Annotated in this window: 18 protein-coding genes; 11 read left to right on the forward strand and 7 right to left on the reverse strand. The window is 59.9% G+C overall.

Going from position 1 to position 25,877, the window contains the following annotated elements; genetic code table 11:
- Positions 1 to 4 precede the first annotated feature (4 nt).
- Positions 5 to 1,441 carry a glutamine synthetase family protein gene (locus LVY75_13025; protein XAZ24139.1) on the reverse strand — a complete coding sequence of 479 codons (1,437 nt, stop codon included), beginning with the start codon at positions 1,439 to 1,441 and terminating at the stop codon, positions 5 to 7.
- A gap of 129 nt (positions 1,442 to 1,570) precedes the next feature.
- Here LVY75_13025 and LVY75_13030 point away from each other — a divergent pair, with 129 nt between their 5' ends.
- From LVY75_13030 to LVY75_13045, 4 genes are all read left to right on the forward strand, one after another.
- Positions 1,571 to 2,752, forward strand: coding sequence for an NAD(P)/FAD-dependent oxidoreductase (locus LVY75_13030; protein XAZ24140.1), 1,182 nt, complete (start codon positions 1,571 to 1,573; stop codon positions 2,750 to 2,752).
- A gap of 166 nt (positions 2,753 to 2,918) precedes the next feature.
- Complete coding sequence (locus tag LVY75_13035) at positions 2,919 to 3,062, forward strand: hypothetical protein (protein XAZ24141.1); 144 nt, start codon at positions 2,919 to 2,921, stop codon at positions 3,060 to 3,062.
- A gap of 308 nt (positions 3,063 to 3,370) precedes the next feature.
- Positions 3,371 to 5,899, forward strand: coding sequence for a methyl-accepting chemotaxis protein (locus LVY75_13040; protein XAZ24142.1), 2,529 nt, complete (start codon positions 3,371 to 3,373; stop codon positions 5,897 to 5,899).
- A gap of 256 nt (positions 5,900 to 6,155) precedes the next feature.
- Entirely contained in the window at positions 6,156 to 8,000 is a 1,845-nt protein-coding gene (locus LVY75_13045) for a methyl-accepting chemotaxis protein (GenBank protein XAZ24143.1), read from the forward strand.
- Here LVY75_13045 and LVY75_13050 read toward each other — a convergent pair.
- Positions 7,973 to 8,287 (reverse strand): hypothetical protein, encoded by a 315-nt coding sequence (locus LVY75_13050; protein ID XAZ24144.1) that lies wholly within the window; start codon positions 8,285 to 8,287, stop codon positions 7,973 to 7,975. The two genes, LVY75_13045 and LVY75_13050, sit on opposite strands and share 28 nt — an antisense overlap.
- Positions 8,288 to 8,301: 14 nt before the next feature.
- Here LVY75_13050 and LVY75_13055 point away from each other — a divergent pair, with 14 nt between their 5' ends.
- Positions 8,302 to 9,171, forward strand: a complete 870-nt coding sequence (locus LVY75_13055) for a LysR family transcriptional regulator (protein XAZ24145.1) — start codon at positions 8,302 to 8,304, stop codon at positions 9,169 to 9,171.
- 11 nt (positions 9,172 to 9,182) lie between these two features.
- On the opposite strand, the gene LVY75_13060 is transcribed toward LVY75_13055, so the two are convergent.
- The 3 genes from LVY75_13060 to aceA form a co-directional block, all read right to left on the reverse strand.
- Entirely contained in the window at positions 9,183 to 10,283 is a 1,101-nt protein-coding gene (locus LVY75_13060; GenBank protein XAZ24146.1) for a helix-turn-helix transcriptional regulator, read from the reverse strand.
- A gap of 105 nt (positions 10,284 to 10,388) precedes the next feature.
- Positions 10,389 to 10,625 carry a hypothetical protein gene (locus tag LVY75_13065; protein ID XAZ24147.1) on the reverse strand — a complete coding sequence of 79 codons (237 nt, stop codon included), beginning with the start codon at positions 10,623 to 10,625 and terminating at the stop codon, positions 10,389 to 10,391.
- Positions 10,626 to 10,638: 13 nt separating this feature from the next.
- Entirely contained in the window at positions 10,639 to 11,928 is a 1,290-nt protein-coding gene (aceA, locus tag LVY75_13070; protein XAZ24148.1) for an isocitrate lyase, read from the reverse strand.
- Between the two features lie 180 nt (positions 11,929 to 12,108).
- On the opposite strand from aceA, the gene LVY75_13075 reads away from it, so the two are divergent.
- The 5 genes from LVY75_13075 (at position 12,109) to LVY75_13095 (ending at position 17,701) form a co-directional block, all read left to right on the forward strand.
- Positions 12,109 to 13,503 (forward strand): short-chain fatty acyl-CoA regulator family protein, encoded by a 1,395-nt coding sequence (locus tag LVY75_13075; protein ID XAZ24149.1) that lies wholly within the window; start codon positions 12,109 to 12,111, stop codon positions 13,501 to 13,503.
- Between the two features lie 128 nt (positions 13,504 to 13,631).
- The gene (locus LVY75_13080; protein XAZ24150.1) at positions 13,632 to 14,729 is read left to right on the forward strand and encodes a polyamine ABC transporter substrate-binding protein; all 1,098 of its coding nucleotides are present in this window, start codon (positions 13,632 to 13,634) and stop codon (positions 14,727 to 14,729) included.
- A 91-nt stretch (positions 14,730 to 14,820) separates the two neighbouring features.
- Complete coding sequence (locus LVY75_13085) at positions 14,821 to 15,963, forward strand: ABC transporter ATP-binding protein (GenBank protein ID XAZ24151.1); 1,143 nt, start codon at positions 14,821 to 14,823, stop codon at positions 15,961 to 15,963.
- Between the two features lie 4 nt (positions 15,964 to 15,967).
- Positions 15,968 to 16,879, forward strand: coding sequence for an ABC transporter permease subunit (locus LVY75_13090; protein XAZ24152.1), 912 nt, complete (start codon positions 15,968 to 15,970; stop codon positions 16,877 to 16,879).
- Between the two features lie 3 nt (positions 16,880 to 16,882).
- The gene (locus LVY75_13095) at positions 16,883 to 17,701 is read left to right on the forward strand and encodes an ABC transporter permease (protein ID XAZ24153.1); all 819 of its coding nucleotides are present in this window, start codon (positions 16,883 to 16,885) and stop codon (positions 17,699 to 17,701) included.
- A gap of 12 nt (positions 17,702 to 17,713) precedes the next feature.
- Here the strand turns inward: LVY75_13095 and LVY75_13100 are convergent, their stop codons facing one another.
- Positions 17,714 to 19,612 (reverse strand): AsmA family protein, encoded by a 1,899-nt coding sequence (locus LVY75_13100; GenBank protein ID XAZ24154.1) that lies wholly within the window; start codon positions 19,610 to 19,612, stop codon positions 17,714 to 17,716.
- A 162-nt stretch (positions 19,613 to 19,774) separates the two neighbouring features.
- Between LVY75_13100 and LVY75_13105 the strand changes: the two genes are divergently transcribed.
- Positions 19,775 to 21,727 carry an acetoacetate--CoA ligase gene (locus tag LVY75_13105; protein XAZ24155.1) on the forward strand — a complete coding sequence of 651 codons (1,953 nt, stop codon included), beginning with the start codon at positions 19,775 to 19,777 and terminating at the stop codon, positions 21,725 to 21,727.
- A gap of 277 nt (positions 21,728 to 22,004) precedes the next feature.
- On the opposite strand, the gene LVY75_13110 is transcribed toward LVY75_13105, so the two are convergent.
- On the reverse strand, positions 22,005 to 25,727 hold the full coding sequence (locus tag LVY75_13110) for a PAS domain S-box protein (protein ID XAZ24156.1): 3,723 nt from the start codon (positions 25,725 to 25,727) through the stop codon (positions 22,005 to 22,007).
- Positions 25,728 to 25,877: the final 150 nt, after the last annotated feature.

The raw sequence follows: 25,877 nt of genomic DNA on the forward strand, positions 1-25,877 counted from the left end.
AACCTCACACGTTCAGGAGGAGGAATTCCCGCTCCCAGGGGCTGATCACCTGCATGAAGGTTTCGAACTCGCCCCGCTTCACGCCGGCATAAAGCCCGATGAACTCTGCGCCGAAGACCTCTTCGAAAGCCGGCTCGTCTTCCAGCAGTGCCACGGCTTCCAGAAGGCCGCGCGGCAGGTCGATCGAGCCTTCGTTGGCGGCATCCTCGGTCGGAGCCGTGGGCTCGATTTCCTTCATGATGCCGAGCAGACCGGAGGCAAGCGAGGCAGCGAGCGCCAGATACGGATTGGCATCCGAGCTCGGCAGGCGGTTCTCCACGCGCCGCGCCTGCGGATCGGAGACCGGCACACGGAAGGCCGTCGTGCGGTTGTCGTAACCCCAGGCATTATTGACCGGGCAGGACATATCCGGCTGCAGGCGCCGGTAGGAATTCACGTAAGGCGCCAGCATGGCAAGCGCGCTCGGCACGTATTTCTGCATGCCGCCGATGAAGTGGAAGAATTCCTTCGAGGCTGAACCATCATTGTTCGAGAAGACGTTCTTGCCGCTCGCGATGTCGACGACAGACTGGTGGATATGCATCGCCGAACCCGGCTGGCCCTGCATCGGCTTTGCCATGAAGGTGGCGTAGATATTGTGCTTCAGCGCTGCCTCGCGGATCGTGCGCTTGAAGAGAAACACCTGGTCGGCAAGTTCGATCGGATTGCCGTGACGGAGGTTGATTTCGAGCTGCGCCGGTCCCTCCTCGTGGATCAGCGTATCGATCTCCAGGCCCTGCTTCTCCGAGAAGTGGTAGATGTCGTCGATCAGTTCGTCGAACTCGTTGATGCCGGCGATCGAATAGCCCTGGCCGCCGAGAATTGAACGACCTGAACGTCCCTTGGGTGGATGCAGCGGATAGTCCGGGTCGTCATTCGTGGCGACCAGGTAGAATTCGATTTCCGGCGCTACGATCGGCTTCCAGCCGCGCTCGGCATAGAGGCTGAGAATGCGCTTCAATACGTTGCGCGGCGTGTAGGGAACTTCCTGGCCGTCGGAATTGACGATGTCGCAGATGACCTGCGCGGTCGGGTCGGTTTCCCAGGGAACCACGGACAGGGTGGAAAGGTCGGGGACGAGCTTCAGGTCGCTGTCGCGCGGCTCATAGCGGAAGCTTTCGGTCTCCTCGGGATATTCGCCCGATATCGTGTGGCGGTAGATCGCCGAAGGCAGTGCGAGTGATGTGTTGGAGGTGAACTTGGAGGACGGCATCATCTTGCCGCGCGGCACGCCGGCAAGGTCCGGCGTGATGCATTCAATGTCTTCGATGCCGCGTGCCCTCAGCCACTGCGCCGCTTCCTTCCAGTTCGCAACGCCGCGCAGAGATCCGGGATCGGGAGGGGATTTCTTCGAGGCGGGTACGTTTCTGGCAGGCTTCAGCGTCGTCTTTTTTGGGGACATGACACACCGGTTTGCGTTGATCGTAACGCCATCATAACCGGAGTTTGGCAATTGGCGAGGGGGGCAAAGGCGTTGACTTTCGCCCTCTGATGGAAAAAGAAGACGCGATTTCAGCAGGGAAAACGGATTGTGCGGCACAGGAGCGATGTGATCGTCATCGGGGCGGGTGCCGCGGGCATGATGTGCGCCATCCGCGCCGGACAGCGTGGTCGCTCCGTCACCGTGCTGGACCACGCCCGCGCGCCGGGCGAGAAGATCCGCATTTCCGGCGGCGGCCGCTGCAACTTCACCAATATCAATGCCGGCCCGAAGAACTTCCTCTCCGCCAATCCGCATTTCTGCAAGTCGGCGCTTGCCCGTTTCACCCCGGCCGATTTCGTTGCCATGGTGGATCGTCACGGCATTGCCTGGCATGAAAAGACGCTTGGCCAGCTTTTCTGCGACAACAGCGCCAAGGACATCATCTTCATGCTTCTCGACGAGATGCGCGCAGCGGGCGCTGCCTGGCATCTCGGTGTCGAAATATCGGGCGTTGAAAAGACTGACGGCGGCTTCCGCATTGCGACATCGGAAGGCCTGTTCGAAGCTTCCTCGCTCGTCATCGCGACCGGCGGAAAATCCATTCCGAAGATGGGAGCGACCGGTTTTGCCTATCGCATTGCCGAGCAGTTCGGCCTGGCTATTACCGAGACCCGCCCCGCCCTTGTGCCTCTCACGCTGGATTCAATCCTGCTCGAGAGCATCGCGCCGCTTTCAGGTATTTCCGCGCCAGCCGAAATCCGTCATGGCAAGACCGCCTTTCGCGAAGCCCTGCTCTTCACTCACCGCGGCCTCAGTGGTCCAGCCATCCTGCAGATTTCTTCCTACTGGCGGGAGGGCGATGCGATCACTGTCGATATCGAACCGGATATCGATATCGCCGCGCACCTGAAAAAGGCGAAACAGGTAAACGGACGTCAGTCCGCGCAGACCGCGCTCGGCGAGATCCTGCCGAAGCGCCTCGCGCAACATATCGTCGAGCGCGAGGGCGTCACCGGCAACATGGCCGACCTCTCCGACAAGCTGCTGACCAGGCTGGCAGATGCGGCACAGAACTGGTCCTTGAAGCCTTCCGGCTCCGAAGGCTACCGCACCGCGGAAGTCACGCTCGGCGGCATCGATACGGCCGCCCTGGATTCACGCAGCCTGCAGGTGAAAGATGTTCCCGGCCTTTATTTCATTGGCGAATGTGTCGATGTGACCGGCTGGCTCGGCGGCTATAATTTCCAGTGGGCCTGGGCCTCCGGATTTGCCGCCGGTGAGACATTGTAAATGCCAATATTTGTAGGCGTGAAACCTTTTTGCCGATTCAAGACTTCTTAAGATTGCCTGCGCCATCCTGTCTCAATGGTAGGTTGGCAAAGTCGTTCCTAAATTAAGCTTTACCGACAAGCCGTTTTGTTGGATTGTTGTGTTTAGACAGAAGTGAGGTTTCGCAATGAACAGAAACACTCGACGCGCCCGCGCCATTGCAATTGCCCAGGCAAAGCCTGATACGAAGCTCGTAACTCTGCGCTATCTGATGCTCGCCGCCGGCGCAACCGCCGCCAGCGTTGCAGTTCTTCTTTCCCACTTCATCTGATCTTTCCGCAGCTTGAAATGGAAATGTTCGGTGTCGCGACTGATATATCGCGATCCCGCAGCGTGCAATTTGCAACTATTGTGCGATCACGGCTAACGCGCTCTCACCGCTTATCCGAAAATTAATATCTAATCTGACACATTGTAGACGAATATTTGGGTATTTCCGGCCCCGCCGGAAATGAACCGGCAATGATTGCCGCCCGTTCCAGGGTCTTCCCAACTGTTAGTAGATCAGCTCGATATGCACCCGGCTGGCGCCAGAAGGCTGCCGGCGGGAGGAGTGGTGTATGAAAGGCACGGCGCGCCATGTTCATTGACAAGATTCTTTCTCGTTTCAAGATTCAGACAAAGGTTCTGATTTTTGTTCTGCCTTTCGTCGTCACCATATCCGCCGTCGGTCTGACCGGCCTTTATGCATCCGGTCTGCTGCAGGGCCGGATGGAGATTTCCAACAGCGTTCTCCAGTCGCTGAGTGGGTTCAAGGATCTCTACGCCTCGATGGACGACTTCCTGCAGACCACCAACGAACAAGCGCGCGACAAGCTCTATGCCGACATCAAGGCGCAGGGACAGACGCTGGACGCCACCATGGCGCAGATCGGCGATAATTCCGGCCATGATAACCTGCAGGCGGCGATCGAGGGAACCAACGGCATTTCTGATACCGTCGGCAAGCTCTGGACCCTGCACGAACAGGAAATGGCTCTTCGCAAGCAGATCGATGACGCCCAGAAGGTGATGATCACCAACCGCTTCAACGTCAGCTACGATGCCAAGCAGCTGGAAGAAAACATCCGTACCGACGAAGGCAACGCGACGGCAACGCTGCGCGCTGCCGATCGTCTGCTAAAGGGCGGCGATGCGCTCGCAGCCGCCATGAATGATTTCAACAAGGCCCAGACTTCGCCTGACAAGCTGAAGGTCGTAACCGATGCGCTGCCTCAGATCATCAAGGCGCAGCGCATGATCGAAATCTCCGTCCCGCAGAACCAGAAGAGCATGACGCAGTCCATGGCGCAGACCGTTAGCGACCTGAAGGCTCAGGCGGCGGCGCCCGAGGCTGGCACGGACGACGGCGTTGCAAATCTCGGCCGTCTTGTTTCCCGCTTCCGCCAGATGTCGACTTACACTCAGCTCACCGCCACGCAGATGATGCGTGAAGCGACGACAACGTTCGTGGAGCTCGACAGCCGCATCGCCCAGACCAACTCGGTTTTGGAAGATACACGGCGCCTTGAAAGCTCCATCTATTCGCTGCAGCTCGTGCTTGCCGATTTCAATGCCAAGCCGAGCAAGGAAAATCGCGTTCGTCTGAACCAGGAAATCGCCACGCTCAACACCATGCTCAATACCCTTCAGGCCAGCGCCAAGGGCATGAATTTCGCCGGTGATATTGTCGACGCGATCACACCCGCTCTCGCCTCGATGGACAAGGGCGCACAGAGCCTTGTCGACGTGATCAATCAGCGTACGAGCGATTACGTCGCCGCACGCCAGCAACTCGATGGTGTCTGGGGTCAGCTGACGAGCTTCGCGGAAGAGCAGAAACAGTCGGCCGGTACCGAGCGTGATCAGGCCAACAGCATCTCCGTCGGCACGACCGCACTCGGCATCCTGGTTTCCATCGTCGGCGGCATTGCGCTGGTGCTGACGCTGCAGCGGCCGATCGCCCAGATCACCGCCGCCATGCGCCGCATCGCCGAAGGAGCGCTCGACACCAGCATCTCAGGTGAGAAGCGTTACGACGAAATCGGCGACATGGCCCGCGCACTCGGCATCTTCAAGGAAAATGCCATCTCCAAGATCCGCATCGAGGAGCAGAGCGACGAAGAGCGTCAGGCCGCCGAGCACGAGCGTCAGCGCAACGATGCCGAAAAGCGCGAGATGGACCGTCAGATCGAGTATGCCGTCAACGCGCTTGCCGCCGGTCTCGAGCGCATGTCGCAGGGCGATATCTCGACGACGATCGACACGCCCTTCATCGGCCGTCTCGAACAGCTCCGTCAGGATTTCAACGGCTCGATGATGCGCCTGCAGGCCACGATGAGCCAGATCCGCGACAACGTGCAGATGATCCAGGGCAACGGCAACCAGATGGCCCAGTCCTCTGAGGATCTCGCCAAGCGTACCGAGCAGCAGGCTGCATCACTGGAAGAAACCGCCGCCGCCGTCGACCAGATCACCGTCACGGTCCGCTCCTCCGCCGAACGCGCCAAGGATGCCGATCAGATCGTCCGTCAGGCCAAGCGCAGCGCCGACGACTCCGCCGTCGTCGTCAACAATGCGATCGATGCGATGGGCCGCATCGAAGACGCATCGCGCCAGATCGAGCAGATCATCGGCGTCATCGACGAGATCGCCTTCCAGACCAACCTGCTCGCACTCAATGCCGGTATCGAGGCGGCTCGCGCCGGTGAAGCCGGCAAGGGTTTTGCCGTCGTTGCCATGGAAGTGCGCGAACTCGCCCAGCGCTCTGCCGCTGCCGCGCAGGAGATCAAGGGTCTCATCAACAAATCGACGAACGAGGTCAATTCCGGTTCGCAGTTCGTACAGGAAACGGGCACGGTTCTTGCGAAGATCAGTGCCCAGATCGTCACGATCAGCCAGCACGTCGAAATGATCGCCCGCGCAAGCCACGACCAGTCGAGCGCGCTGCAGGAAGTCAACTCCACTGTCAACCAGATGGATCAGATGACCCAGCAGAACGCTGCAATGGTGGAAGAAACCACTGCAGCAAGCCGCGAGCTCGCAAACGAGGCAGACGCGTTGCTGCACCTCGTGCAGCAGTTCAAGATCGACGGCGACAGCGACATGCATATGTATCGCGCCGCCTGATCCGACATTCAGCCTGCAAGACCAACGGCCCCAGTTTCGGGGCCGTTTTTGCTTCTCGATTAAATCGCGCATAGATTGCGCAAAAAATCGGAAGATTGAAACTTTTCTTCCCTGCGGGCGACTTGTGTGCCCATCAAGTCATACTAAATTTGAAAAAAGCTAAGTAAAGAGCCTCCGGCGCCCCTGCGTTAAGGGAAAATTTTCCCTAACGCATTCTTATGAACCCGATACCGGTTGTGTTTGCCAGGGGTTCCAGATGCCGCTCTTCTTCTCAACGTCCATTGTGCGTCAGATCGTTGCGATCACGCTGTTCCTGCTTGCGGTCAGTACTGCGGCCATTGTCGGCGTGACCTATTACAATCTCGGCACTTATGTCATGGAGAGTGCGGTCTCCGATGCGAAGGATGCGAGCCGTTCGATGGCGGTTCTTTATGGCGCAAGCGACGCTGATGTCCGCGTCGATGTGATGAACAACGCACTGGCAGGCGTAACCGAAGACAAGATCCCGGCCTTCGGCGACTATTCACTGGTTGACCGCACGGCGCAGTCGATTGCCGGTGTCGCCACCATTTTCGAAAAACAGGGAGGCGACTACGTTCGCGTCTCCACCAATGTGAAGAAGGAAAATGGCGACCGTGCTGTCGGCACGAAGCTCGCAGCCGATCATCCGGCCCAGCCCGTGCTTGCTCAGGGCAATGCCTATTACGGGCCGGCGGACCTCTTCGGCCGCAAGTTCATGACCGGTTATTTCCCGGTCAAGAATCCCTCCGGTTCCACGATCGGCATCCTCTTCATCGGCATACCCATGGAAGTCTACTATGAGCGGATGAACCAATTGCAGATGCTGGTTCTCAGTGTCGGTGCGGTGGTGATGCTGCTCGTTGGTGTGCTCGCCTTCTATGCGATCAGTCGCTCCGTAAAGCCGATGCAGGCGCTGACATCGAGCGTGCATGCCATTTCCTCGGGCGATCTTGCCAGTGCTATTCCCTGTGTCGAAAAGAAGAACGAATTCGGTGCGATCGGCCGCGCGCTTGCTCTCTTCCGCGACAGCGCAGTCGCTCGCCAGCAACTGGAAACGCAGGCAGCCGAACAGCGAGCCCTGAACGATGCCGAACGCAGCCGCAACGATGCAGAGAAGCGCACGCTCGACGGCCAGATCGATTTTGCCGTCAATCAGCTTGCCGCGGGTCTGGGACGCCTGTCACAGGGCGATGTCTCGCAGATGATCGAAACCCCTTTCGTCGGCCGGCTTGAACAGCTTCGCATGGACTTCAACACGTCGCTCGAGCGCCTTCAGGATACGCTGACACGCATTCGCGCCAGTGCCGCTTCCATCCAGCGCAACAGCGGTTCGGTTTCGGCCTCGGCGGACGAACTCTCCAAACGCACGGAATCGCAGGCCGCAAGCCTTGAAGAAACGGCCGCTGCCGTCGAAGAGATCACCGTCACGGTCCGCTCATCGGCCGAACGCGCCCATGAGGCAAACAATGTGGTTGCCGCGACCAAACGGACGGCCGACAGTTCCGGTGCTGTCGTGAGCGACGCGGTCGCTGCCATGGGCCGCATCGAAGATGCCTCGCAGCGCATCGAACAGATCATCGTCGTTATCGACGACATCGCCTTCCAGACCAACCTTCTGGCCTTGAACGCCGGTGTCGAGGCAGCGCGTGCCGGTGAGGCCGGCAAGGGCTTTGCCGTCGTCGCGCAGGAGGTGCGTGAGCTTGCCCAGCGCTCGGCCAATGCCGCCAAGGAGATCAAGACGCTGATCGACCAGTCGACCCGCGAGGTGAATGCAGGTTCGGAACTGGTGCAGAAGACCGGCAGCGTGCTCGCCTCGATCAGCCACGAGATCATCGCAATCAGCGGTCATGTCGAGACCATCGCTACGGCAAGCCGTGACCAGTCCGCCGCCCTTCAGGACGTCAACAGTTCCGTCAATGCGATGGACCAGATGACGCAGAAGAATGCCTCGATGGTTGCCGAAGCCACGCAGGCGAGCCGCCAGCTGGCGGAAGAGGCCGACATGCTGATGGCGCTGATCGAGCAGTTCCGGCTGGCCGAAGGCGCTGCCGCTCATGGCCGCGTGAGACAGGCGGCCTGACAGCCAGATTCGGCTTTGCCGGGCCGCACCTTCGTGCGACCGGCGGCCTCCGCCGGCAGCATCAGCCAGGCTGCAAATCGCACCACGGGGCTGCTTCCCGCGTTGTCGTAAAATGCGTCTTCTTCCTTTATCCGGTCGCGTCTCGTTCGCTGCGGCAATCTTGCCCGCTGCATCCGGCCGGCAATATCGGCGATCAGGAAACATTCAATCATCGTGATGTCCTTTCGTTTGTGGACATCAACTGATCTACACATCAAAATTCGCTTCTTAAACAGGCGAAATCCCATTATGTTTTTCACTCATGAAAAACAGTAACTGGGATTCCTATCAGCTCTTCCTGCACGTCGCCCGCACTGGCGGCCTGACGGGCGCAAGCGTCGCCACTGCTTTGAGCCCGGCAACGATCGGCCGGCGTATGCTCGATCTTGAGCAGGAGCTCGGGCGCGCACTCTTTCACCGCAGCCAGACAGGCTACCGCCTGACATCAGATGGCCAGATCCTCGTCGATCACCTGCAGGAGATGGAGGCCGCCGCTCGCAAGGTCGACGCATGGCGGCAATCGTCCGAGGGCGGGGGCACCGTCAGGATCACGGCCGGTACATGGATCTCCTGGCTGCTGACGGAGAATTTTTCGGCAATCCGCATGCCGGCGGACGCGTTCGGCATCGCGCTGACCATCGGCGAAGCGAGGGCGAACCTGAATTACCGGGAAAGCGATATCGGCATCCGTGCCTTCGAGCCGGACGAAAGCAATCTCGCCGCCCGCCTGCTCGGCGAAGTCGCCTATGCGGTCTATGTCAGGCGCAATGCCAGCCGGGACGATGCCAGATGGATCGCCGTCGGCGCGGAGGATGCAATCTCCTCTTACCTGCGCTGGCCCTATCAGAATGCAGGATCGGCCATCGTCGCGACCGTCAACCGTCCGCGTTCCCTGCCGGATCTGGTGCGTGCGGGGGCGGGAAAGGCGGTATTGCCCTGTTTCGTCGGTGATCTCGATCCCGAACTGGAACGATGCGGCGGTGAACTGCCGGAACTGCGTCATCGCCAATGGATCGTCATGAATGCCGAGGATCGTCACCGCCCGGAAATCCGCACGGTCGCCGACCGTATGACGAAGCTTTTGAAAAGCTACACCGACCTGTTCGCAGGCAAGCGCGCCAGCCGCGGCTAGCCGGAATTGGGTTACGGCATCAGCCGCCGCACAAGCCCCACCTGGCTGTTCACCCCGAGCTTCGAATAGATGTTCTTGAGATGCGAGCGCGCCGTCTCGTAGCTGACATCGTTCGTCCGTGCGACCTCGCGCAGCGACAGGCCCGCCGCGATGCCGGCAGCGATCCGCATTTCGGCTGCCGTCAGCTGATCGATGCGCGGCAGGGCGTCATTGAGATCGGGCCGCAGTGGCACGCTCATCCGCTCGATGATCATCGCCACCGTCGGTCCCTCGAGAAATTGGGTGATGAAATCCGATTGCATCTTCACCAGCGTGCATTTGAAGCTGGAATTCTTCATCCTGATCAGCGTGCTCGCCGGCGAAGCTGCCTGCAAGCGGTGGCGCAGCAGCACCGACAGACGGGAAGCGAGCTCGCCGTCATTGATCATGATCCGCCCGGTCGAGGTGACGCCTATCGCCTCGCCCTCGGCGATCATCCTCTCAGCCGCACTGTTGATGGAGCGGATATTCTGATCCTCGCCGATATAGACGATGCCGACGCCGATCGCATCGAAGAGCGCCAATCCGTTTTCATTATTATGAGGGTCGCGGTGCTCACGGCGAATGAAATCGAAGGTTCGGCGCAGATGCGGCGCCAGGTCGCTGAGCAGTTCGGCATTGCTGCGATTGAAATCCGGATCGGAAGACGAGGTCAGCGTCGAAAGATTGAAGGAGCGTCCGCGTTCACGCATGATCGTCACGCCGACACTGCTTTCGCAGCCGATCCAGCGAAGGTAATCGCTGTAGAATTCCGTCTTGAGGAGCTGCTCGCGCGGCAGCATCTGGTCGGCGATCACGCCAAGGCCGATCGGCCGGGTGGCGGCGCGCGGCATCCAGGGATTGATGGCTGCGTAATAGCGGTTATAGGCCTCGCTTTCCTTTTCCGCGAGACCGGAGGAAAGCGAGAGGCCGCCGGTGCGCGCGATGGCATCGTGGAAAAACAACGTCGACTTGGCATCCGGCATCGTCGCGGCCAAGGCATCGAGAAAGGCTTGCCACGACGTCTCGCCGAAGAGCGCGCCATAGATCAGATCGGTCAGAACTTCGAGTTTTGCGTGCGGCGAACCGGGCATATGCAGTTCCGTTCGAAGATATGCTCAATTATGCCGCGACTCCGTTCTGCTGACAATTGCGTCAAATAGCGTAGGTCCGGTGGTCTTTGTCACCGGACCTTAAGCCTAATTTCTGTTGGCGACGATGACTGGGATCAGCAGATCTCCCCAGTTTCCGTCACCGCCATGATGACGGGCGGAGCGCACAAGCTCCACCGAAACACCGGCCTCGACCGCCTTCATCACCGATAGATTCAGCCTGTGCAGATCGTTGGCGAGCATACGGATCAGCGTTTGCTGATCGTCCGTCATGCTGCTTGCCTGCTCTTCCGTCCGTTCGCGGACGCGCGCAATGGATGCCATGTCGTTTCCTCCTCTACTCGGCAGCCGGTTTGAACTGGGCGTGTTCGGTTGATTCTCCCATGGCCGTGGTCGTGGCGCGGCCACCGGATATCGCCAGCGATACGGCGTCGAAATAGCCGGTGCCGACTTCGCGCTGATGTTTGGTGGCGGTATAGCCGCGTGGCTCAGCTGCGAATTCCGCCTGCTGCAGCTCGCAATAGGCCTCCATCTGCCGCTCGCGGTAGCCGCTGGCGAGCTCATACATGCCGTAGTTCAGCTGGTGGAACCCGGCGAGCGTGATGAACTGGAACTTGTAGCCCATAGCCCCGAGTTCACGCTGGAACCTGGCGATCGTCGCATCGTCGAGATTTTTCTTCCAGTTGAAGGACGGCGAGCAATTGTAGGCAAGCAGCTTGCCGGGATGCACCTTGTGTACGCCTTCGGCAAAGCGGCGCGCCTGCTCCAGATCCGGCTTCGACGTTTCACACCAGATGAGGTCGCAATGCGGTGCATAGGCGACGGCACGCGCAATGCAGGGTTCCAGCCCATTGCGCACCTGATAGAAACCCTCGACCGTTCGCCCGGCATCATAATCGACGAAAGGCTGGTCGCGCTCGTCGATATCTGAAGTCAGAAGCTTGGCGGCTTCTGCGTCGGTGCGGGCGACGACGAGCGTCGGCACACCCATGACATCGGCCGCAAGCCGAGCCGCATCGAGATTGCGGATATGGGCGGCGGTCGGGATCAGCACCTTCCCGCCGAGATGGCCGCATTTCTTTTCCGAGGCAAGCTGATCCTCGAAATGAACACCGGCTGCGCCCGCCTCGATATAGGCTTTCATGATCTCGAAAGCGTTGAGCGGCCCGCCGAAACCGGCTTCGGCATCGGCGACGATCGGTGCAAACCACGTTTCGACCGAAAGCCCGTCGCCTTCGGATGTCTCGATCTGGTCGGCGCGCTGGAGCGTGCGGTTGATGCGTTTGGCAAGCTCCGGCCCGGCATTGGCGGGATAGAGCGATTGATCCGGATACATCGACGACGCGGTATTGGCGTCAGCGGCGACCTGCCAGCCGGAAAGATAGATCGCTTTCAGCCCGGCGCGCACCATCTGCATGGCCTGGTTGCCGGAAAGCGCGCCAAGCGCGTTGACGAAGTCCTCCTCATGCAGAAGTTGCCACAGGCGCTGAGCTCCCATTTCGGCCAGCGTGTAGCGGAGTGCCACCGAGCCGCGCAGGCATTCGACATCGGAAACGGAATAGGGCCGCTCGATACCGGCAAAACGTCCCTCGGGGGCATTACGGATGAGTTTGTAAAAATCTGTCATGCCAATCTCCTCTTTGGCTTTCAACGCTTGAGCGCTGATGACAGATTTTACAGAAACGAACAAAATGGCCAGAAAAACCTTTGATTTCAGACGAGGAAAGAGGTTAGGATGAGAAGGATTTACAGAATGAATTTGTAACTTTGTAAAAGATTGTAAATTGCGGCATGTAAAGGATGTGACATGGCGGAGCGGAAGATATTTGCGGGACCGAAAGTCAGGCGCATCCGCAATGCGCTGGCACTGACGCAGACGGCCATGGCCGAGGCGCTGGAAATCTCCCCCTCCTACCTGAATCTGATCGAACGCAATCAACGCCCATTGACGGTGCAACTGCTGCTCAAGCTCTCTTCCGTCTACCGCATCGATCTTGAGGAATTACAGGGCGAAACCGCCGGCGGTCTTGGCCAGTTGAAGGAAGTGTTCGCCGATCCGTTGCTGTCGGGTGAACTGCCGGGTGATCAGGAGCTTGTCGAAGTGGCTGATGCCGCGCCCAATGCGGCTGGCGGTATGATCAAGCTCTACCGGGCCTATCGCGAGCAGACTGCCCGGCTTTCCGATTTGACGGCCTTGATGGCGGGCGAAGGCCCTGCGCCCGTCGCCTCCGGCCGCCTGCCTCTGGATGAGGTCAGGGAAGTGCTGGAGCGCCGCCCCGCCTATTTCGGCGAGATAGACGCGGCGGCGGAAGGCTTTGCCAACGGCCTCGCCGGTGGCCCCGGTCTGAAGGATTGGCTGAAGAGCGATCGGGGGATCAGCGTCCGGATTCTGCCTGTCCATGTCATGCCGGACCTGCGCCGGCGTTTCGATCGTCACTCAATGCGTCTTTTTCTGTCCGAGCGTCTATCGGGGGCGGACCAGGCGCAGGAAATAGCCATCGAAGTCGCAAGGCTCGCGCTAAGATCTCAAATCGAAGCCGCGCTTGACGAATTGCCGTTGTCATCCGACGAGGCGCGGCGCATTGCCCGTTTCGAGCTGACGCGGACTGCGGCGCTCGCGCTACTGATGCCCTACGGGGCCTTTCTTCTTGCCGCCCAGAATACCCGATACGACATCGATCTCATCCGCGCCCGTTTCGCTGTCTCCTTCGGCCAGGCCGCCTCGCGCCTCGCCATGCTGCAGCGTCCCGGATCTGCCGGCATTCCCTTCTTCCTGATGGAAACCGATGCTGCGGGCCATGTCATTCGCAGAACGGGCGCCCAGGGTTTTCCGCAGGCCCGCTTTGGCGGCAACTGTCCGAAGCTCAATGTCCACACCGCCTTTCTTGAGCCGGGCAGGGTGTTGTCCGAGACGGTCACCATGCCTGACGGGTCGGCTTTCCTGACGATCGCGCGCACGCTCGAAGGGCCGGTTGTGGAGTACGGCGAACGGGCGCGGCGCACGGCTCTGCTGATCGGCTGCGATGCCGCCCTGCGCGACAGTCTGGTCTATGGCAGAAGCGATGCTCTACCAATTGCGGTCGGGCCCGCCTGCCGTCTTTGTGAAAGGCGCGGATGCCTTTTCCGGGCCGAGCCGCCACTGACACGTCCACTCGCTCTGGACGAGACCTCTGCCGGTCTCGGAAGCTTCGATTTCCAGTGATTGTGAAATCATTGACGCCGCAGGATTTTGAGCTTGTAGGCGTAGAAATTCCTTTCTAGTCTGCAGCCAAACCAGAGGGAATAAGAGGTGTCCGGGGGCGCGATACCTTTAAAAAAACAGGAGATATCATGAGGTCAAGAATAACCAACCTGACGGCAGTTGCCGTTGTCGCTCTTCTTGCCGCTGCGCCGGCCTTCGCCCAGGAGCGTGTCGTCAACGTCTACAACTGGTCCGATTATATCGACAGCTCGATCCTCGAAGACTTCACCAAGGAAACCGGTATCAAGGTCGTCTACGACACCTTCGATTCCAACGAGACGCTGGAAACCAAGCTCCTGGCCGGCGGCACCGGTTATGATGTCGTCGTTCCCACAGTTTCCTTCATGCAGCGCCAGATCGCTGCCGGCGTTTACCAGAAACTCGACAAGTCGAAACTGCCGAACCTGTCGAACATGTGGGACGTCGTGACGAAGGGCGTCGCCACCTTCGATCCGGGCAACGAATATTCCGTCGACTATATGTGGGGCACGACCGGCATCGGCTATAACGTCGACAAGGTGAAGGCCGCACTCGGCACGGACGAAAAGCCGAACTGGGATGCGCTGTTCGATCCGGCAAAGGCCGCCAAGCTCAAGGATTGCGGCATCTACATGCTGGACTCGCCGACGGACGTCATTCCGTCCGTTCTGGCCTATCTCGGCCTCGATCCGAACAGCAAGAAGCAGGAGGACCTGAACAAGGCGCAGGAGGCCCTGCTCGCCGTTCGTCCCTTCGTTCGTAAGTTCCACTCCTCTGAATATATCAGCGCGCTCGCTAACGGCGATATTTGCATTGCGCTCGGCTTTTCGGGCGACGTCTTCCAGGCGCGGGATCGCGCAGCCGAGGCAAAGGCCGGCGTGAATGTCGACTATTCGGTTCCGAACCAGGGTGCGCAGATTTTCTTCGATGTCTTCGGCATTCCGAAGGATGCGCCGCATGTCGAAGAGGCGCATGAATTCATCAACTACATGATGAAGCCCGAAGTCGCCGCCAAGGCATCCAACTTCGTCTTCTACGCAAACGGCAACAAGGCCTCGCAGCAATTCCTCGACAAGGAAGTGATCGACGATACGGCGATCTATCCGACGCCGGAGATCATGGCCAAGCTCTTCACGGTGCCGCCGCTCGATCCGAAAACGCAGCGACTGGTGACACGAATCTGGACCAAGGTCGTCACCGGCCAGTAATCGAGATTTCGGCCCGGACGGAAACGTCCGGGCCTTTCCATTCACGGTCCGGGTCGAGGCCGGCTGAAACCTTGTATTTTCGGGGAATAATATGAAGTCTCTTGGCAATATTCGCCGCGCATTCGCACCCTGGTCCGATCCATCAGCAAAACCGTTCATTGCCTTCAAGAATGTCACCAAGCGCTTCGGCGATTTTACCGCCGTCAACGATCTGTCGCTGAATATCTATCACCGCGAGTTCTTCGCGCTGCTCGGCGCCTCCGGCTGCGGCAAGTCTACACTTCTGCGCATGCTGGCCGGTTTCGAACAGCCGACATCGGGCGAGATCATTCTCGATGGCACCGATCTTTCAGGTACGCCGCCCTACAAGCGGCCGGTCAATATGATGTTCCAGTCCTACGCTCTTTTCCCGCACATGACGGTCGAGAAGAACATCGCCTTCGGGCTCAAGCAGGACGGCATGCCGAAGGACGAAATGGCCGAGCGTGTCTCGCAGATGCTGAAGCTCGTGAAGCTTGAGCAGTTCGCTTCCCGCAAGCCCAACCAGCTTTCCGGCGGCCAGCGCCAGCGCGTCGCCCTTGCCCGTTCTCTTGCCAAGCGCCCGAAGGTGTTGCTGCTCGATGAACCGCTTGGCGCGCTCGACAAGAAGCTGCGCGAGGAAACCCAGTTCGAACTGATGGACCTGCAGCAGAGCCTCGGTCTGACCTTCGTCGTCGTCACCCACGACCAGGAAGAAGCCATGACAATGGCCGACCGCATTGCCGTCATGAGCCATGGCAAGGTCGTGCAGGTTGCCACGCCGGCGGAAATCTACGAAGCGCCGAACTGCCGCTTCGTTGCGGATTTCATCGGCGACGTAAACATTTTCGACGGCAAGGTGACCACGACCGCAAACGGTGCTGTCGAGATTGCCGTCGACAGCGGCTTCACGGTCCGCACTGCCTCGACCGATTCGCCTGCCATCGGTGCCGCGCTCGGCTTCGCGATCCGCCCGGAAAAGCTCCGCGTCACGCGCACGGCGCCCGCCAATGCCTCGATCAATGCCGCCAAGGGCGAACTCTGGGACATCGGTTATCTCGGCGACATGACGGTCTTCCACGTCAGATTGTCGAACGGCAATGTCGTCAAGGCCTCCTCTCTCAACGCACAGCGCTCTGTCGATGACCCCTTCACCTACGATCAGGAAGTCTGGGTCTCCTTCGATGAGGACGGCGGCGTCCTGCTGAAGGATTGAGACCATGGGAACGCTTGCCGCACGCTTCTACAACCGCCTCGTCATCATCATTCCCTATGCCTGGCTGCTGCTCTTCTTTCTGGCGCCGTTCTTCATCGTGTTCCGCATTTCGCTGTCGGCGACGGCGATCGCGATGCCGCCCTATGAGCCGGTCTTCACGCTCGCTGATGGCTGGGCCGGTTTCTGGGACAAGATTTCGACCTTCTCGCTCGACAATTACGGCTACCTGACGGACGATCCGCTCTATTTCAACGCCTATATCTCGAGCGTCGTCATCGCCGGCATCTCCACCTTGCTGACGCTTCTGATCGCCTATCCGATCGCCTATGGCATGGCGCAGGCGCCTCGCAACGTGCGCCCGACGCTCTTGATGCTGGTGATCCTTCCCTTCTGGACGAGCTTCCTGATCCGCGTCTATGCCTGGATTGCCATCCTGAAGCCGGAGGGGCTGCTGAACCAGCTTCTGTTGTCGCTGCATCTCATCGACAACCCGCTGATCGTCCTCAACACCAATACCGCCGTCTATATCGGCATCGTCTATTCCTATCTGCCCTTCATGGTGCTGCCGCTCTATTCGGCGCTGGAAAAGATGGACGGCACGCTGATCGAGGCGGCGCAGGATCTCGGCTGCACGCCGATCCGGGCCTTCTGGCGCGTCACCTTTCCGCTGTCGATCCCCGGCGTCATTGCCGGCTGCATGCTGGTCTTCATTCCGGCCGTCGGCGAATTCGTTATCCCGGATCTGCTTGGCGGCTCGCAGACGCTGATGATCGGCAAGACGATCTGGAACGAGTTCAATTCCAATCGCGACTGGCCCGTTTCCTCGGCCGTGGCGACGATCCTGCTTCTCATTCTCGTGATCCCGATCGTCTTCTTCCAGAATGTGCAGGCGAAAGCCGATGAGGCAGGGAGATAAGCCGTGCTCAGATGGACCCGTTTCAACATCATCTCCGTCGTGCTCGGCTTTGCCTTTCTCTACCTGCCGATCGCGCTTCTGGTGATCTTCTCCTTCAATGAATCGAAGCTCGTCACCGTCTGGGGCGGCTTCTCGACCAAGTGGTATGTCTCGTTACTCTCCAACCAGGCCCTGCTCGATGCTGCCTGGGTGACGATCCGTGTCGGCCTGCTGTCGGCCACATTCGCGACGATCCTCGGCACGATGGCGGCGATCACCCTGGTTCGTTTCACGCGCTTCCGCGGCCGCATCCTTTTTTCAGGGCTGGTCTACGCGCCCCTCGTCATGCCGGAAGTCATCACCGGCCTGTCGCTGCTGCTGCTCTTCGTGGCGATCGGCTTTGACCGCGGCTTCTGGACCATTACGCTGGCGCATACGACACTGACCATGTGCTTCGTCGCCGTCGTCGTGCAGTCACGGCTTCTGAGCTTCGACCAGTCGATCGAGGAAGCGGCCCAGGATCTCGGCGCACCGCCGGTGCGCACCTTTTTCGAAATCACGCTGCCGATCATATCGCCGGCAGTTTTTTCAGGCTGGATCCTGGCTTTCACCCTGTCGCTGGACGATCTCGTGATTGCAAGCTTCACGTCCGGGCCGGGCGCGACCACGCTGCCGATGAAGATTTACAGCCAGGTACGCCTCGGAGTGACGCCGGAGATCAACGCGGTCTGCACCATCCTGATTGCCATCGTGGCGGTCGGCGTCATCTGCGCATCCGTCGTTACCAAGCGTCGCGAGGTTCAGCGCGAGCGCGATGAGAGGGCTGCGGCGGCGACTGCTTAAAGCTGAAGGGCGTTAGGGCTGGGTTTTCGTCGGTGTGTTGAACAGCGGCACCGGCGAAATGACCGGGTTTGGCCACGAGCCGCCGATGAAGAAGGGCAGCAGCGGCAGATCGGCCACTTTGGCCGGGTCGGTCGCTTCCAGTGAGCCGGAGAGCGCAAGTCCGTTGGACTCATAAGTGATGAGACCCGACAGCGTCAGCGATTGATCCAAACCGGCAAAACGCGCGTCGTGGATTTCTGCTGTGCCGTTGGTGAAGTCGGCCTGGAGATCGAGCTTGTTGAAGGCAAAAGACCCGTTTGCGGCAGAGCTCAGGGCGAAGAAAGGCTTCTGCGCAGCCTGAGTACGAAATGCGGTAATGTCCACGCCGGGAATGGATCCTGCTCCCGCCGAGAATTTCAGCTTGCCGGTGACATCGGCAAGTCCCGTCGTCCAGATCGCTTTCGGGGTCTGCAGTGAAAGGTCGAGAGAGCCGGTCGCATGCGGTAGCGGCCCCTTGAGCTGCAATTTTTCGGCAAGAGCATTGAAATCCGCATTGCGGATCGAAAGCTGCAATTTGCCGCCACCGTCGAAATCGCGGCGGGTCGCCTCCAGATGGGCAGTCATTTCGCCGCCCTCGAACTGGCTGTCGCCGATATCGAATTTCGCTTCCTCGCCGGCGACGATCACGCTGGCCCCGACATCCGCGAGCGAAAAGATCCCCATCTGCGCCTGTCGCGCGGAAAGCCGGACGTCCAGATCGAGAAGTTGCAGCGGTCCGAGAGGGCTCGGTAGCAGCATGTCGCCCAGGCCGCCGGCCGCAAGTCTGAGTGCGAAGGCATCGAGGAACGGCTTGAGGTTCATCTGATCGAAGGCAAGCGTCCCACCAATCTTCGGCCGCTTACCAGGTGCAACGGTCAGATCCATCACTCCGGTGGCGCTCGCATCGTTCAGCGTCATGCTGACATTGTTGAAGCGGAAACCGTTGGATACCGACGCCACGTCCGAGGTCACCGATGCGCTCTTGAGCGACTCGATGCCGGGGATCGACCGGCCCGACCATTGCAAGAGGGCCGGCACGTCCGGAAAGCTGGCGTTGATATTGCCTGAGACCGACGAGAGGCTCACCATGCTGCCGACGCCCTGGAAGCGCGCGGTCATCAGGTTCGAAGCGATCGAGGCCTTCATCTCTGCATTCTTGCCGGCAAAGACGAGCAGTGGCGCAGCCGAGGAAAAATCGACCTTCAGGTCCTGACCGTTGAGCCGTGCAATGAGGACGGCCGAAATCGCTCTCGACAGCTTCGGCCAGGCGATATCGGCTGCGACGTCGTCGAAGCGGTAGACATTGCCCGTCTGTGTGTCGGTCAATGTCAGCATGCCGTCCTCGACCGTCACGGCGCCGATATCGGCGTCGAGCTTCGGATCGAGAACCTCGGTGCCGCTGTCGTCCCGCACTCCACCGATGGCCCGCGCCAGAAGGCCGGCGTAGCTCCAGTCGATCAGACCATTCTCATCACGCGTCAGCGCGAGGCTGGGCCGCAGCAGGTGAAATTGGTGGAAGCGTGTTCGGCCGCGCAGCGCATCGATAAGGCTGAAATCGGCCGAAAGGCTTTCGATGCGGCCGAGCAGCTTGTCGCCGCTTTCACGCGGTTGCCGGATGGTGACGTCATTTAGCGTGATGCGCGGCGTCGGCCAGAATTCGAGAACCGGATTGCCCTTGATCTCGGCGTGATAGCCCGTCCATTTCGACAGGGCGTCCTCGATGCCGGAGCGCACGAAGCCGGTGGAAATAAGATAGGGCGCGGCGATCCTGAGCGCGAGGAAGAAGGCAAGGCCGGCTAGCAATACGATCGTGGAGACACGGGCAAAGGCCGGCAGCCAGCGCGAGGCGGGGCCAATCCTTTTTCGCCATCTGCCTTCTCTTGACGTACCCATGAGCTCCGCCGGAATTTCAGTCGGTTACCGGTTATTTTCTGATTTTGCCGGATATATGAAATACCGGGCATATGCAAATCCAACGCGCAGCGGATCGCGCCGTTGCACACTTTATAATGCAATGCAGCATGATATAAGTTCTGCATTGGGGAGGAGGATTGAATGCAGGAGAATCAGCCACTTTGGCAACCCACGGAAGATGGGATCGAAAATAGCCCGATCCATGCCTTCATGCAGCGCTGTGACGCAGACTTCGGTGTCGGCCTGAAAGGCTTTGAGGATCTGCATGCCTGGTCGATTGCCGATCGGGAAAATTTCTGGTCGGCATTGTGGGATTTCTGCGGCGTGAAGGGAGAGCGCGGCGCGGATATTCTCGTTCACGGCGACCGCATGCTGGAAGCGCGCTTCTTTCCTGGGGCGCGCCTGAACTTCGCCGAAAACCTGCTGAGCGGAAGCGGGCAGGGCAATGCCATCATTTTCCGCGGCGAGGACAAGGTCGAAGACCGCTGGTCATGGGATCGGTTGCGCGCGCTTGTATCACAGCTCCAGCAGGGCTTTCGCGTGCTCGGCATCGGCGAGGGCGACCGTGTTGCCGCCATGATGCCGAATATGCCGGAAACGATAGCTGCCATGCTGGCGGCAACCTCGATCGGCGCCATCTGGTCGTCCTGTTCTCCGGATTTCGGCGAGCAGGGTGTGCTGGACCGTTTCGGTCAGATCGAGCCGAAGCTGTTCATCGCCTGCGACGCCTATTGGTATAATGGCAAGCTGCAGGACGTGAAGTCGAAGGTGGCAAGTGTCGCAAAGAGCCTCGACGTGCCGACGCTGGTCGTCCACTATGCTGGTAACGCGCAGGACGTTGCGCGCGAAACCGCCGGCGGCGTGACGCTTTCGGAGTTCATCGCTCCCTACGAACCGAAGCCGATCGACTTCGTGCAACTCCCCTTCGATCATCCGGCCTATATTCTGTTCTCTTCGGGCACGACAGGCGTACCGAAATGCATCGTGCACTCGGCCGGCGGCACACTGCTCCAGCATCTGAAAGAGCATCGCCTGCATTGCGGATTGCAGCCCGGGGACAAGCTTTTCTATTTCACCACCTGCGGCTGGATGATGTGGAACTGGCTGGCGAGCGGGCTAGCCTCCGGCGCCACGCTCTGCCTCTTCGACGGGTCGCCTTTTGCGCCTGATGGCAACGTGCTCTTCGACTATGCCGCCAAAGAGAAATTCGCGATCTTCGGGACCTCGGCCAAATATATCGACGCAGTACGCAAGAGCGGACTGACGCCGCGTGTGAGCCATGATCTGTCGAGCCTGCGGTTGATTACTTCAACAGGTTCGCCACTGTCGCCTGAAGGTTTCACCTTTGTCTATGAAGGGATCAAGGAAGACGTCCAGCTTGCCTCGATTTCCGGTGGCACGGACATCGTGTCCTGCTTCGTGCTCGGCAATCCGCTCCAGCCCGTCTGGCGCGGTGAGATCCAGGGGGCGGGCCTCGGCCTTGCCGTCGACGTCTGGAATGACGAAGGCAAGCCGGTTCGCCGGGAGAAGGGCGAACTGGTCTGCACCAAGGCCTTTCCGTCAATGCCGGTCATGTTCTGGAACGACCCAGATGGCGCCAAGTACCGCGCCGCCTACTTCGAGCGCTTCGACAATGTCTGGTGCCACGGCGATTTCGCCGAATGGACCGAACATGGCGGCCTCATCATCCATGGCCGTTCGGATGCAACGCTCAATCCCGGCGGCGTGCGCATCGGCACGGCGGAAATCTACAATCAGGTCGAGCAGATGGAAGAAGTGGCCGAAGCACTCTGCATCGGCCAGGACTGGGATGACGATGTGCGCGTCATCCTCTTCGTCCGCCTCGCCTCCGGCGTCGCCTTGGGCGAAGATCTGATCAAAGCGATCAAGACCCGCATCCGTGTCGGCGCTTCTCCCCGCCATGTGCCGGCCAAGATCATTGCGGTCGCAGATATCCCGCGCACCAAGTCCGGCAAGATCGTCGAACTTGCGGTGCGCGAGGTTGTCCACGGCCGGCCGGTGAAAAATCAGGAGGCACTCGCCAACCCCGAGGCACTCAAGCTTTTTGCTGGACTGGACGAACTGAAGGTCTGATAGCGGCAGCTAAACTACAAGCTTTTGCCGTTGATCAATTCCGCTTATTGGAAACCTTTCATTAAGAAAGGTTTGTCAAAGGTGAAGCCAACTTGGAGACCATACATGAAGAGATGGTCTGGAACCGCGGTTCCCGAAACATGACGTTCTCAGACTAAGCTCTTGTTTTACCAGCACTAACTCCAAAAGGCAGCCATCGGCTGCCTTTTCTTTGGCGAGCGTTTCCAGAAGAAACGCAAAGCGGGTCTGCGTTTGATATTGCGCGGAGAACGAGGCTTTAACCCGCCAGCACACGTTGTGACGGAAAAGTGATCTCCACCAGCGTACCCTCATTCGGCGCAGAATTGATCGAGAAAATCGCCCTGTTGGCATCGACCATTGCCTTCGTGAGCGGCAGGCCGAGACCGGTGCCGTCGCCGCGATGACGCGACTGCGTGGAGGACACCTGCCGGAATGGCTTCATTGCCTGGTCGAGTTCGCTGCGCGTCATGCCGATGCCCGTATCGCGCACCCGCACCGCCACGCTGCCGTTCGTCTCATAGGATGTGGAAACGACGATCTGCCCGCCTGATGGCGTGAAGCGGATGGCGTTCGACAGGATGTTCAGTGCGATCTGCTTGATGGAGCGCAGGTCGGCGACGACGTCGGGAACCGACTGCGACAGGGCTGTGCGAATGATGACCCGCTGGCTGTTTGCCTGCGGCTGCACCAGTGCCACTGCTTCCGAGATCGCTTCGTTGAGGCCGACGGAGGCGAAGTCGAGATCCATCTCACCCGCCTCGATCTTGGAAATATCGAGCAGGTCGTTGACGATATCGAGAACATGCCTGCCGGAACGGCCGATGTCGTTTGCATATTCGATGTAGCGCGGATGGCCGATCGGCCCGAAGCGCTCGCTCGCCATCATGTCGGAAAAGCCGATGATGGCGTTGAGCGGCGTGCGGATCTCATGGCTGACGCGGGCAAGGAAATCCGTCTTGTGGGCATTGGCGGTTTCGGCTGCGCCCTTGGCATTGCGCAGCTCGTCCTCGGTGCGCTTCCACTGGGTGATATCGCGGATGACGGCGCAATAACCGTTGGAAGAGGTCAATTGCCCCATGGTCATGAACAGCGGCACGAAGCCGCCTGCAGCCTCGCGACCGATCACCTCGCGCCCATCATTCAGCACGCTTGCGACACCATGGCCGGAAAGCCCGTGCAGATAGTCGAGCACCGCTTTCTGGCTCTCATGGGCAAACAGCATGACGAAGGGTTTGCCGCGCGTTTCCTGTTCGTCGTAGTTGAAGAGGGCGCTTGCCGAACGGTTCATCGAGCGGATATCGCCTTCCGTGCCGATGACCACGACGCCATCGGTCGCCGTCTCCAGGATCGAGCGCAATTCCTCCACCTCGACCTGCAGTTTGGCGACCTTCTCCACCATCCGGTCGGTGCGCTGGTCGAGGCGGATAACCTCGCCTTTGCCTTCCTCGCGGCTTTCGACCGGCATCAGCGCCAGCATCAGGGCGTTGGAATCTTCCCAGCGAACCGATTGCAGGCGGGCCGTGACCGGTACCAGCCTGTCATCGGCTTTGACGAGCATCATCGTGCCCGCACCGTTTTCGAGGTCGTGGCGCTGCAGCAAGGCATCGATGCCACCCACTTCGGAGAGGGCTTCGACGGAATTATAGCCCGTCAGCCGCATGAACTCCGGATTGCCATGGATCAGCTGGTCGCCGGCATGGATCAGCACCGCAACAGGCAGCAGATCGACGGTCGCAGCCGAAAGCCCGTCCGTCATCTTCACGCGCGGCGGAATGAAGCTGGTCAAGACCTCGATCTGGCTGACCGTCTCCTGCAGACCTTCCGTCACCTCGTCTTCCGCTTCAGCTGCAGGAATTTCTTCCACTTCGGCGGCAGCCTCTTCCGCCAGCGGTTCTGCCGCGGCTTCGTAGATTGCTTCCTGAGGTACTGTCGGTTCGAAGACGGAAGGCTGGTTAACTGTCTCTTCTGGGGCGGATGCCTGTTCGGCATCAGGCTCCGGCTGCGGCGGCGTGACCGGCTCGTCGTTGCGCGCGCCGAAGGCCTCGAGGCGCTTGGCGATTTCACGGAAATTTGCCTGTTCGGCAGCTGTCAGACCGCTGCCCGCACTGTGCAACTGTACGATCTTGTCGGTGAAGCGGCGGCTCGGCGTCTCGGAAAGACGCAGCGCTGGCGGCTCGTCCTGCCCGTCGCGCGGCTCGTGACGATGCTCGGCAACTGGCTCGGCGGCAGATTGCTCCTCGTCGACAGGTTCCGAAGCAACCGTCTCTTCCGGGACGGTTTCTTCTTCTGCTGCTTCCACGTCCGAGCCGGTGTTTTCGTCGACGGCAGCTACTGCATCTTCGCCCTGCGGCGCAGCCTCGGCAACCTCGTCAGATTGCTCTCGCGGCAGTTCAGCCTCTTCCGGCACCGTTTCGTTGGCCGGTCCAAGATAGGAGGCATCATGGCCGATGCCGTCTGGCCCCAGCGTCAGTCCGAGCGCCAGAGGATCTTCCTGAGCGTCCGACAGACGCACCACCCCGAAGCCGCGGAAACCATCGAAGTCGCGGTTGCGTGTGTAGGTCGGCAGGGCGGCAAGATCGACCGGTACGACGAGGCTCGTGCCCTCGATCGGCCAGTAGATCGTCTTGCCGGACCAGGTGTCGCGACGTGCCAGGGCCTCGGAGAGCTTTGATTCCGGATCGAGGTTGAAGAGGGCAGCGATGTCCGAGAAAGCGCTGCCGATGATGTTGCTCGCGTGCGGGCCGACAGCTTCGGCGAACTCATGCGAAACTTCGCTGAAACGGCCTTCCGCATCGATCTTCCAGACGAAGCGGGTGGCGCGGCTGTTCGGCTTGAAGACGAAGCTGCTTTTCAGGGCGCTGTCAGGCTCATCCGGAACCACGGGTGCTGCCGCGAAGTTTTCGGCGACGGAAGCGGACGGCTCGATCTGTTCGGCAACCGGAGCTTCTGCATCTGTCTCCACGGTTGCTTCCGTTGCAGCAGACGCCTCGATCGGCTGCTCCATCTGCCCGCGGGTATTCTCGACGTCGACTTCAGGACCGGAAACGCCGTCATCCACCTGCGGCTCGGATTGGGCTTCGATTGCTGCCGGTTCGCTGACCTCGACTGAGCCCTCCGTCTCGCCGGTAATGTCTTCCAGCGTTTCCTCGACTTCTTCGATGCCGGAAACGGCATCGATCGCCTCGGCTTCGGTGAAGCCGGCTGCGGGCGCCGCGACACCGGCGATATCAGCCACTGCGGTTTCTGCCGATGCAATTTCCTGCGGCGCAGGCTCTTCGACATTGGCGGAGGGCTCGATCGGGTCGAGATGACCGATTGCCGTCTCGACGGCGAAGAGAAGATGGAGTGCGGGCTCGTCGTTGAGTTTGCCGACGGCAGCCGGCAGATAACCACGACCGGTTGCGACCGGTCGCTTCACCAGCCGGTCCGGATGGGCTCCGGCAAGCGTGATGAGTGTCCTTGCCGCCTGCTGAGTGATGCCGAGCGAGGCGAAACCTGGCGAAGCGGCTATGACGTCACCTTCGGCCCCGATCACCGCCATATGCGTGTCCGGATCATCGAGTCCCTGCAGCATCTGCGCAGCGCTTGCGCCCGCTGTCAGTGGACGAGTGGAAACCGGGACGGAAAACAGGATTGCCTTCTCGCCCGAAGCGAGACGGATGAGCTCCGATGAAGCCGGAGCCTGAACGCGCTGGAAGCCCTTGGCGATGCGGATGACAAAGGTTTTCTGGTCGCCGACTTCGTTGAGCTGGCGGGCAGTCGCTTCGAGCTGGCGAAAGGTGATATCGGCGTGGCTGATACCTTGGTCGAGCAGATCATAGACCGCAGTATGGCCAAAAAGCTCGGCTCCCGCACCGTTTGCCCACAGCAGACGGGAAAGGTCGGACGAGAACAGGACCATGGCCTCGCCACGCGAAAATCGTTCACGAACCCGCGCATGAACGGCAATATCGATGAACGGATACTGGACTGCGGGCATGATCGAACCTGTCGCTTTCGGCCTCTTCAAATTAACTGCTTATTAATAACTGCAGGTCTGCGACCGGTCCAGAAGAGCCGGGAGCTTTCGGCCGGAAAGGTTAACGCATTGTGCGTCGCACAATAATGTTGCAATGCACAACGAAATGCC

It is taken from the genome of Sinorhizobium sp. B11, assembly GCA_039725955.1.
GTDB lineage: Bacteria > Pseudomonadota > Alphaproteobacteria > Rhizobiales > Rhizobiaceae > Rhizobium.

Coding starts and splice junctions, on each gene's coding strand:
- LVY75_13025 (XAZ24139.1), bottom strand. CDS start 1,441: ATGTCCCCAAAAAAGACGACGCTGAAGCCTGCCAGAAACGTACCCGCC.
- LVY75_13035 (XAZ24141.1), top strand. CDS start 2,919: ATGAACAGAAACACTCGACGCGCCCGCGCCATTGCAATTGCCCAGGCA.
- LVY75_13040 (XAZ24142.1), top strand. CDS start 3,371: ATGTTCATTGACAAGATTCTTTCTCGTTTCAAGATTCAGACAAAGGTT.
- LVY75_13045 (XAZ24143.1), top strand. CDS start 6,156: ATGCCGCTCTTCTTCTCAACGTCCATTGTGCGTCAGATCGTTGCGATC.
- LVY75_13050 (XAZ24144.1), bottom strand. CDS start 8,287: ATGGGATTTCGCCTGTTTAAGAAGCGAATTTTGATGTGTAGATCAGTT.
- LVY75_13055 (XAZ24145.1), top strand. CDS start 8,302: ATGAAAAACAGTAACTGGGATTCCTATCAGCTCTTCCTGCACGTCGCC.
- LVY75_13060 (XAZ24146.1), bottom strand. CDS start 10,283: ATGCCCGGTTCGCCGCACGCAAAACTCGAAGTTCTGACCGATCTGATC.
- LVY75_13065 (XAZ24147.1), bottom strand. CDS start 10,625: ATGGCATCCATTGCGCGCGTCCGCGAACGGACGGAAGAGCAGGCAAGC.
- aceA (XAZ24148.1), bottom strand. CDS start 11,928: ATGACAGATTTTTACAAACTCATCCGTAATGCCCCCGAGGGACGTTTT.
- LVY75_13075 (XAZ24149.1), top strand. CDS start 12,109: ATGGCGGAGCGGAAGATATTTGCGGGACCGAAAGTCAGGCGCATCCGC.
- LVY75_13080 (XAZ24150.1), top strand. CDS start 13,632: ATGAGGTCAAGAATAACCAACCTGACGGCAGTTGCCGTTGTCGCTCTT.
- LVY75_13085 (XAZ24151.1), top strand. CDS start 14,821: ATGAAGTCTCTTGGCAATATTCGCCGCGCATTCGCACCCTGGTCCGAT.
- LVY75_13090 (XAZ24152.1), top strand. CDS start 15,968: ATGGGAACGCTTGCCGCACGCTTCTACAACCGCCTCGTCATCATCATT.
- LVY75_13100 (XAZ24154.1), bottom strand. CDS start 19,612: ATGGGTACGTCAAGAGAAGGCAGATGGCGAAAAAGGATTGGCCCCGCC.
- LVY75_13105 (XAZ24155.1), top strand. CDS start 19,775: ATGCAGGAGAATCAGCCACTTTGGCAACCCACGGAAGATGGGATCGAA.
- LVY75_13110 (XAZ24156.1), bottom strand. CDS start 25,727: ATGCCCGCAGTCCAGTATCCGTTCATCGATATTGCCGTTCATGCGCGG.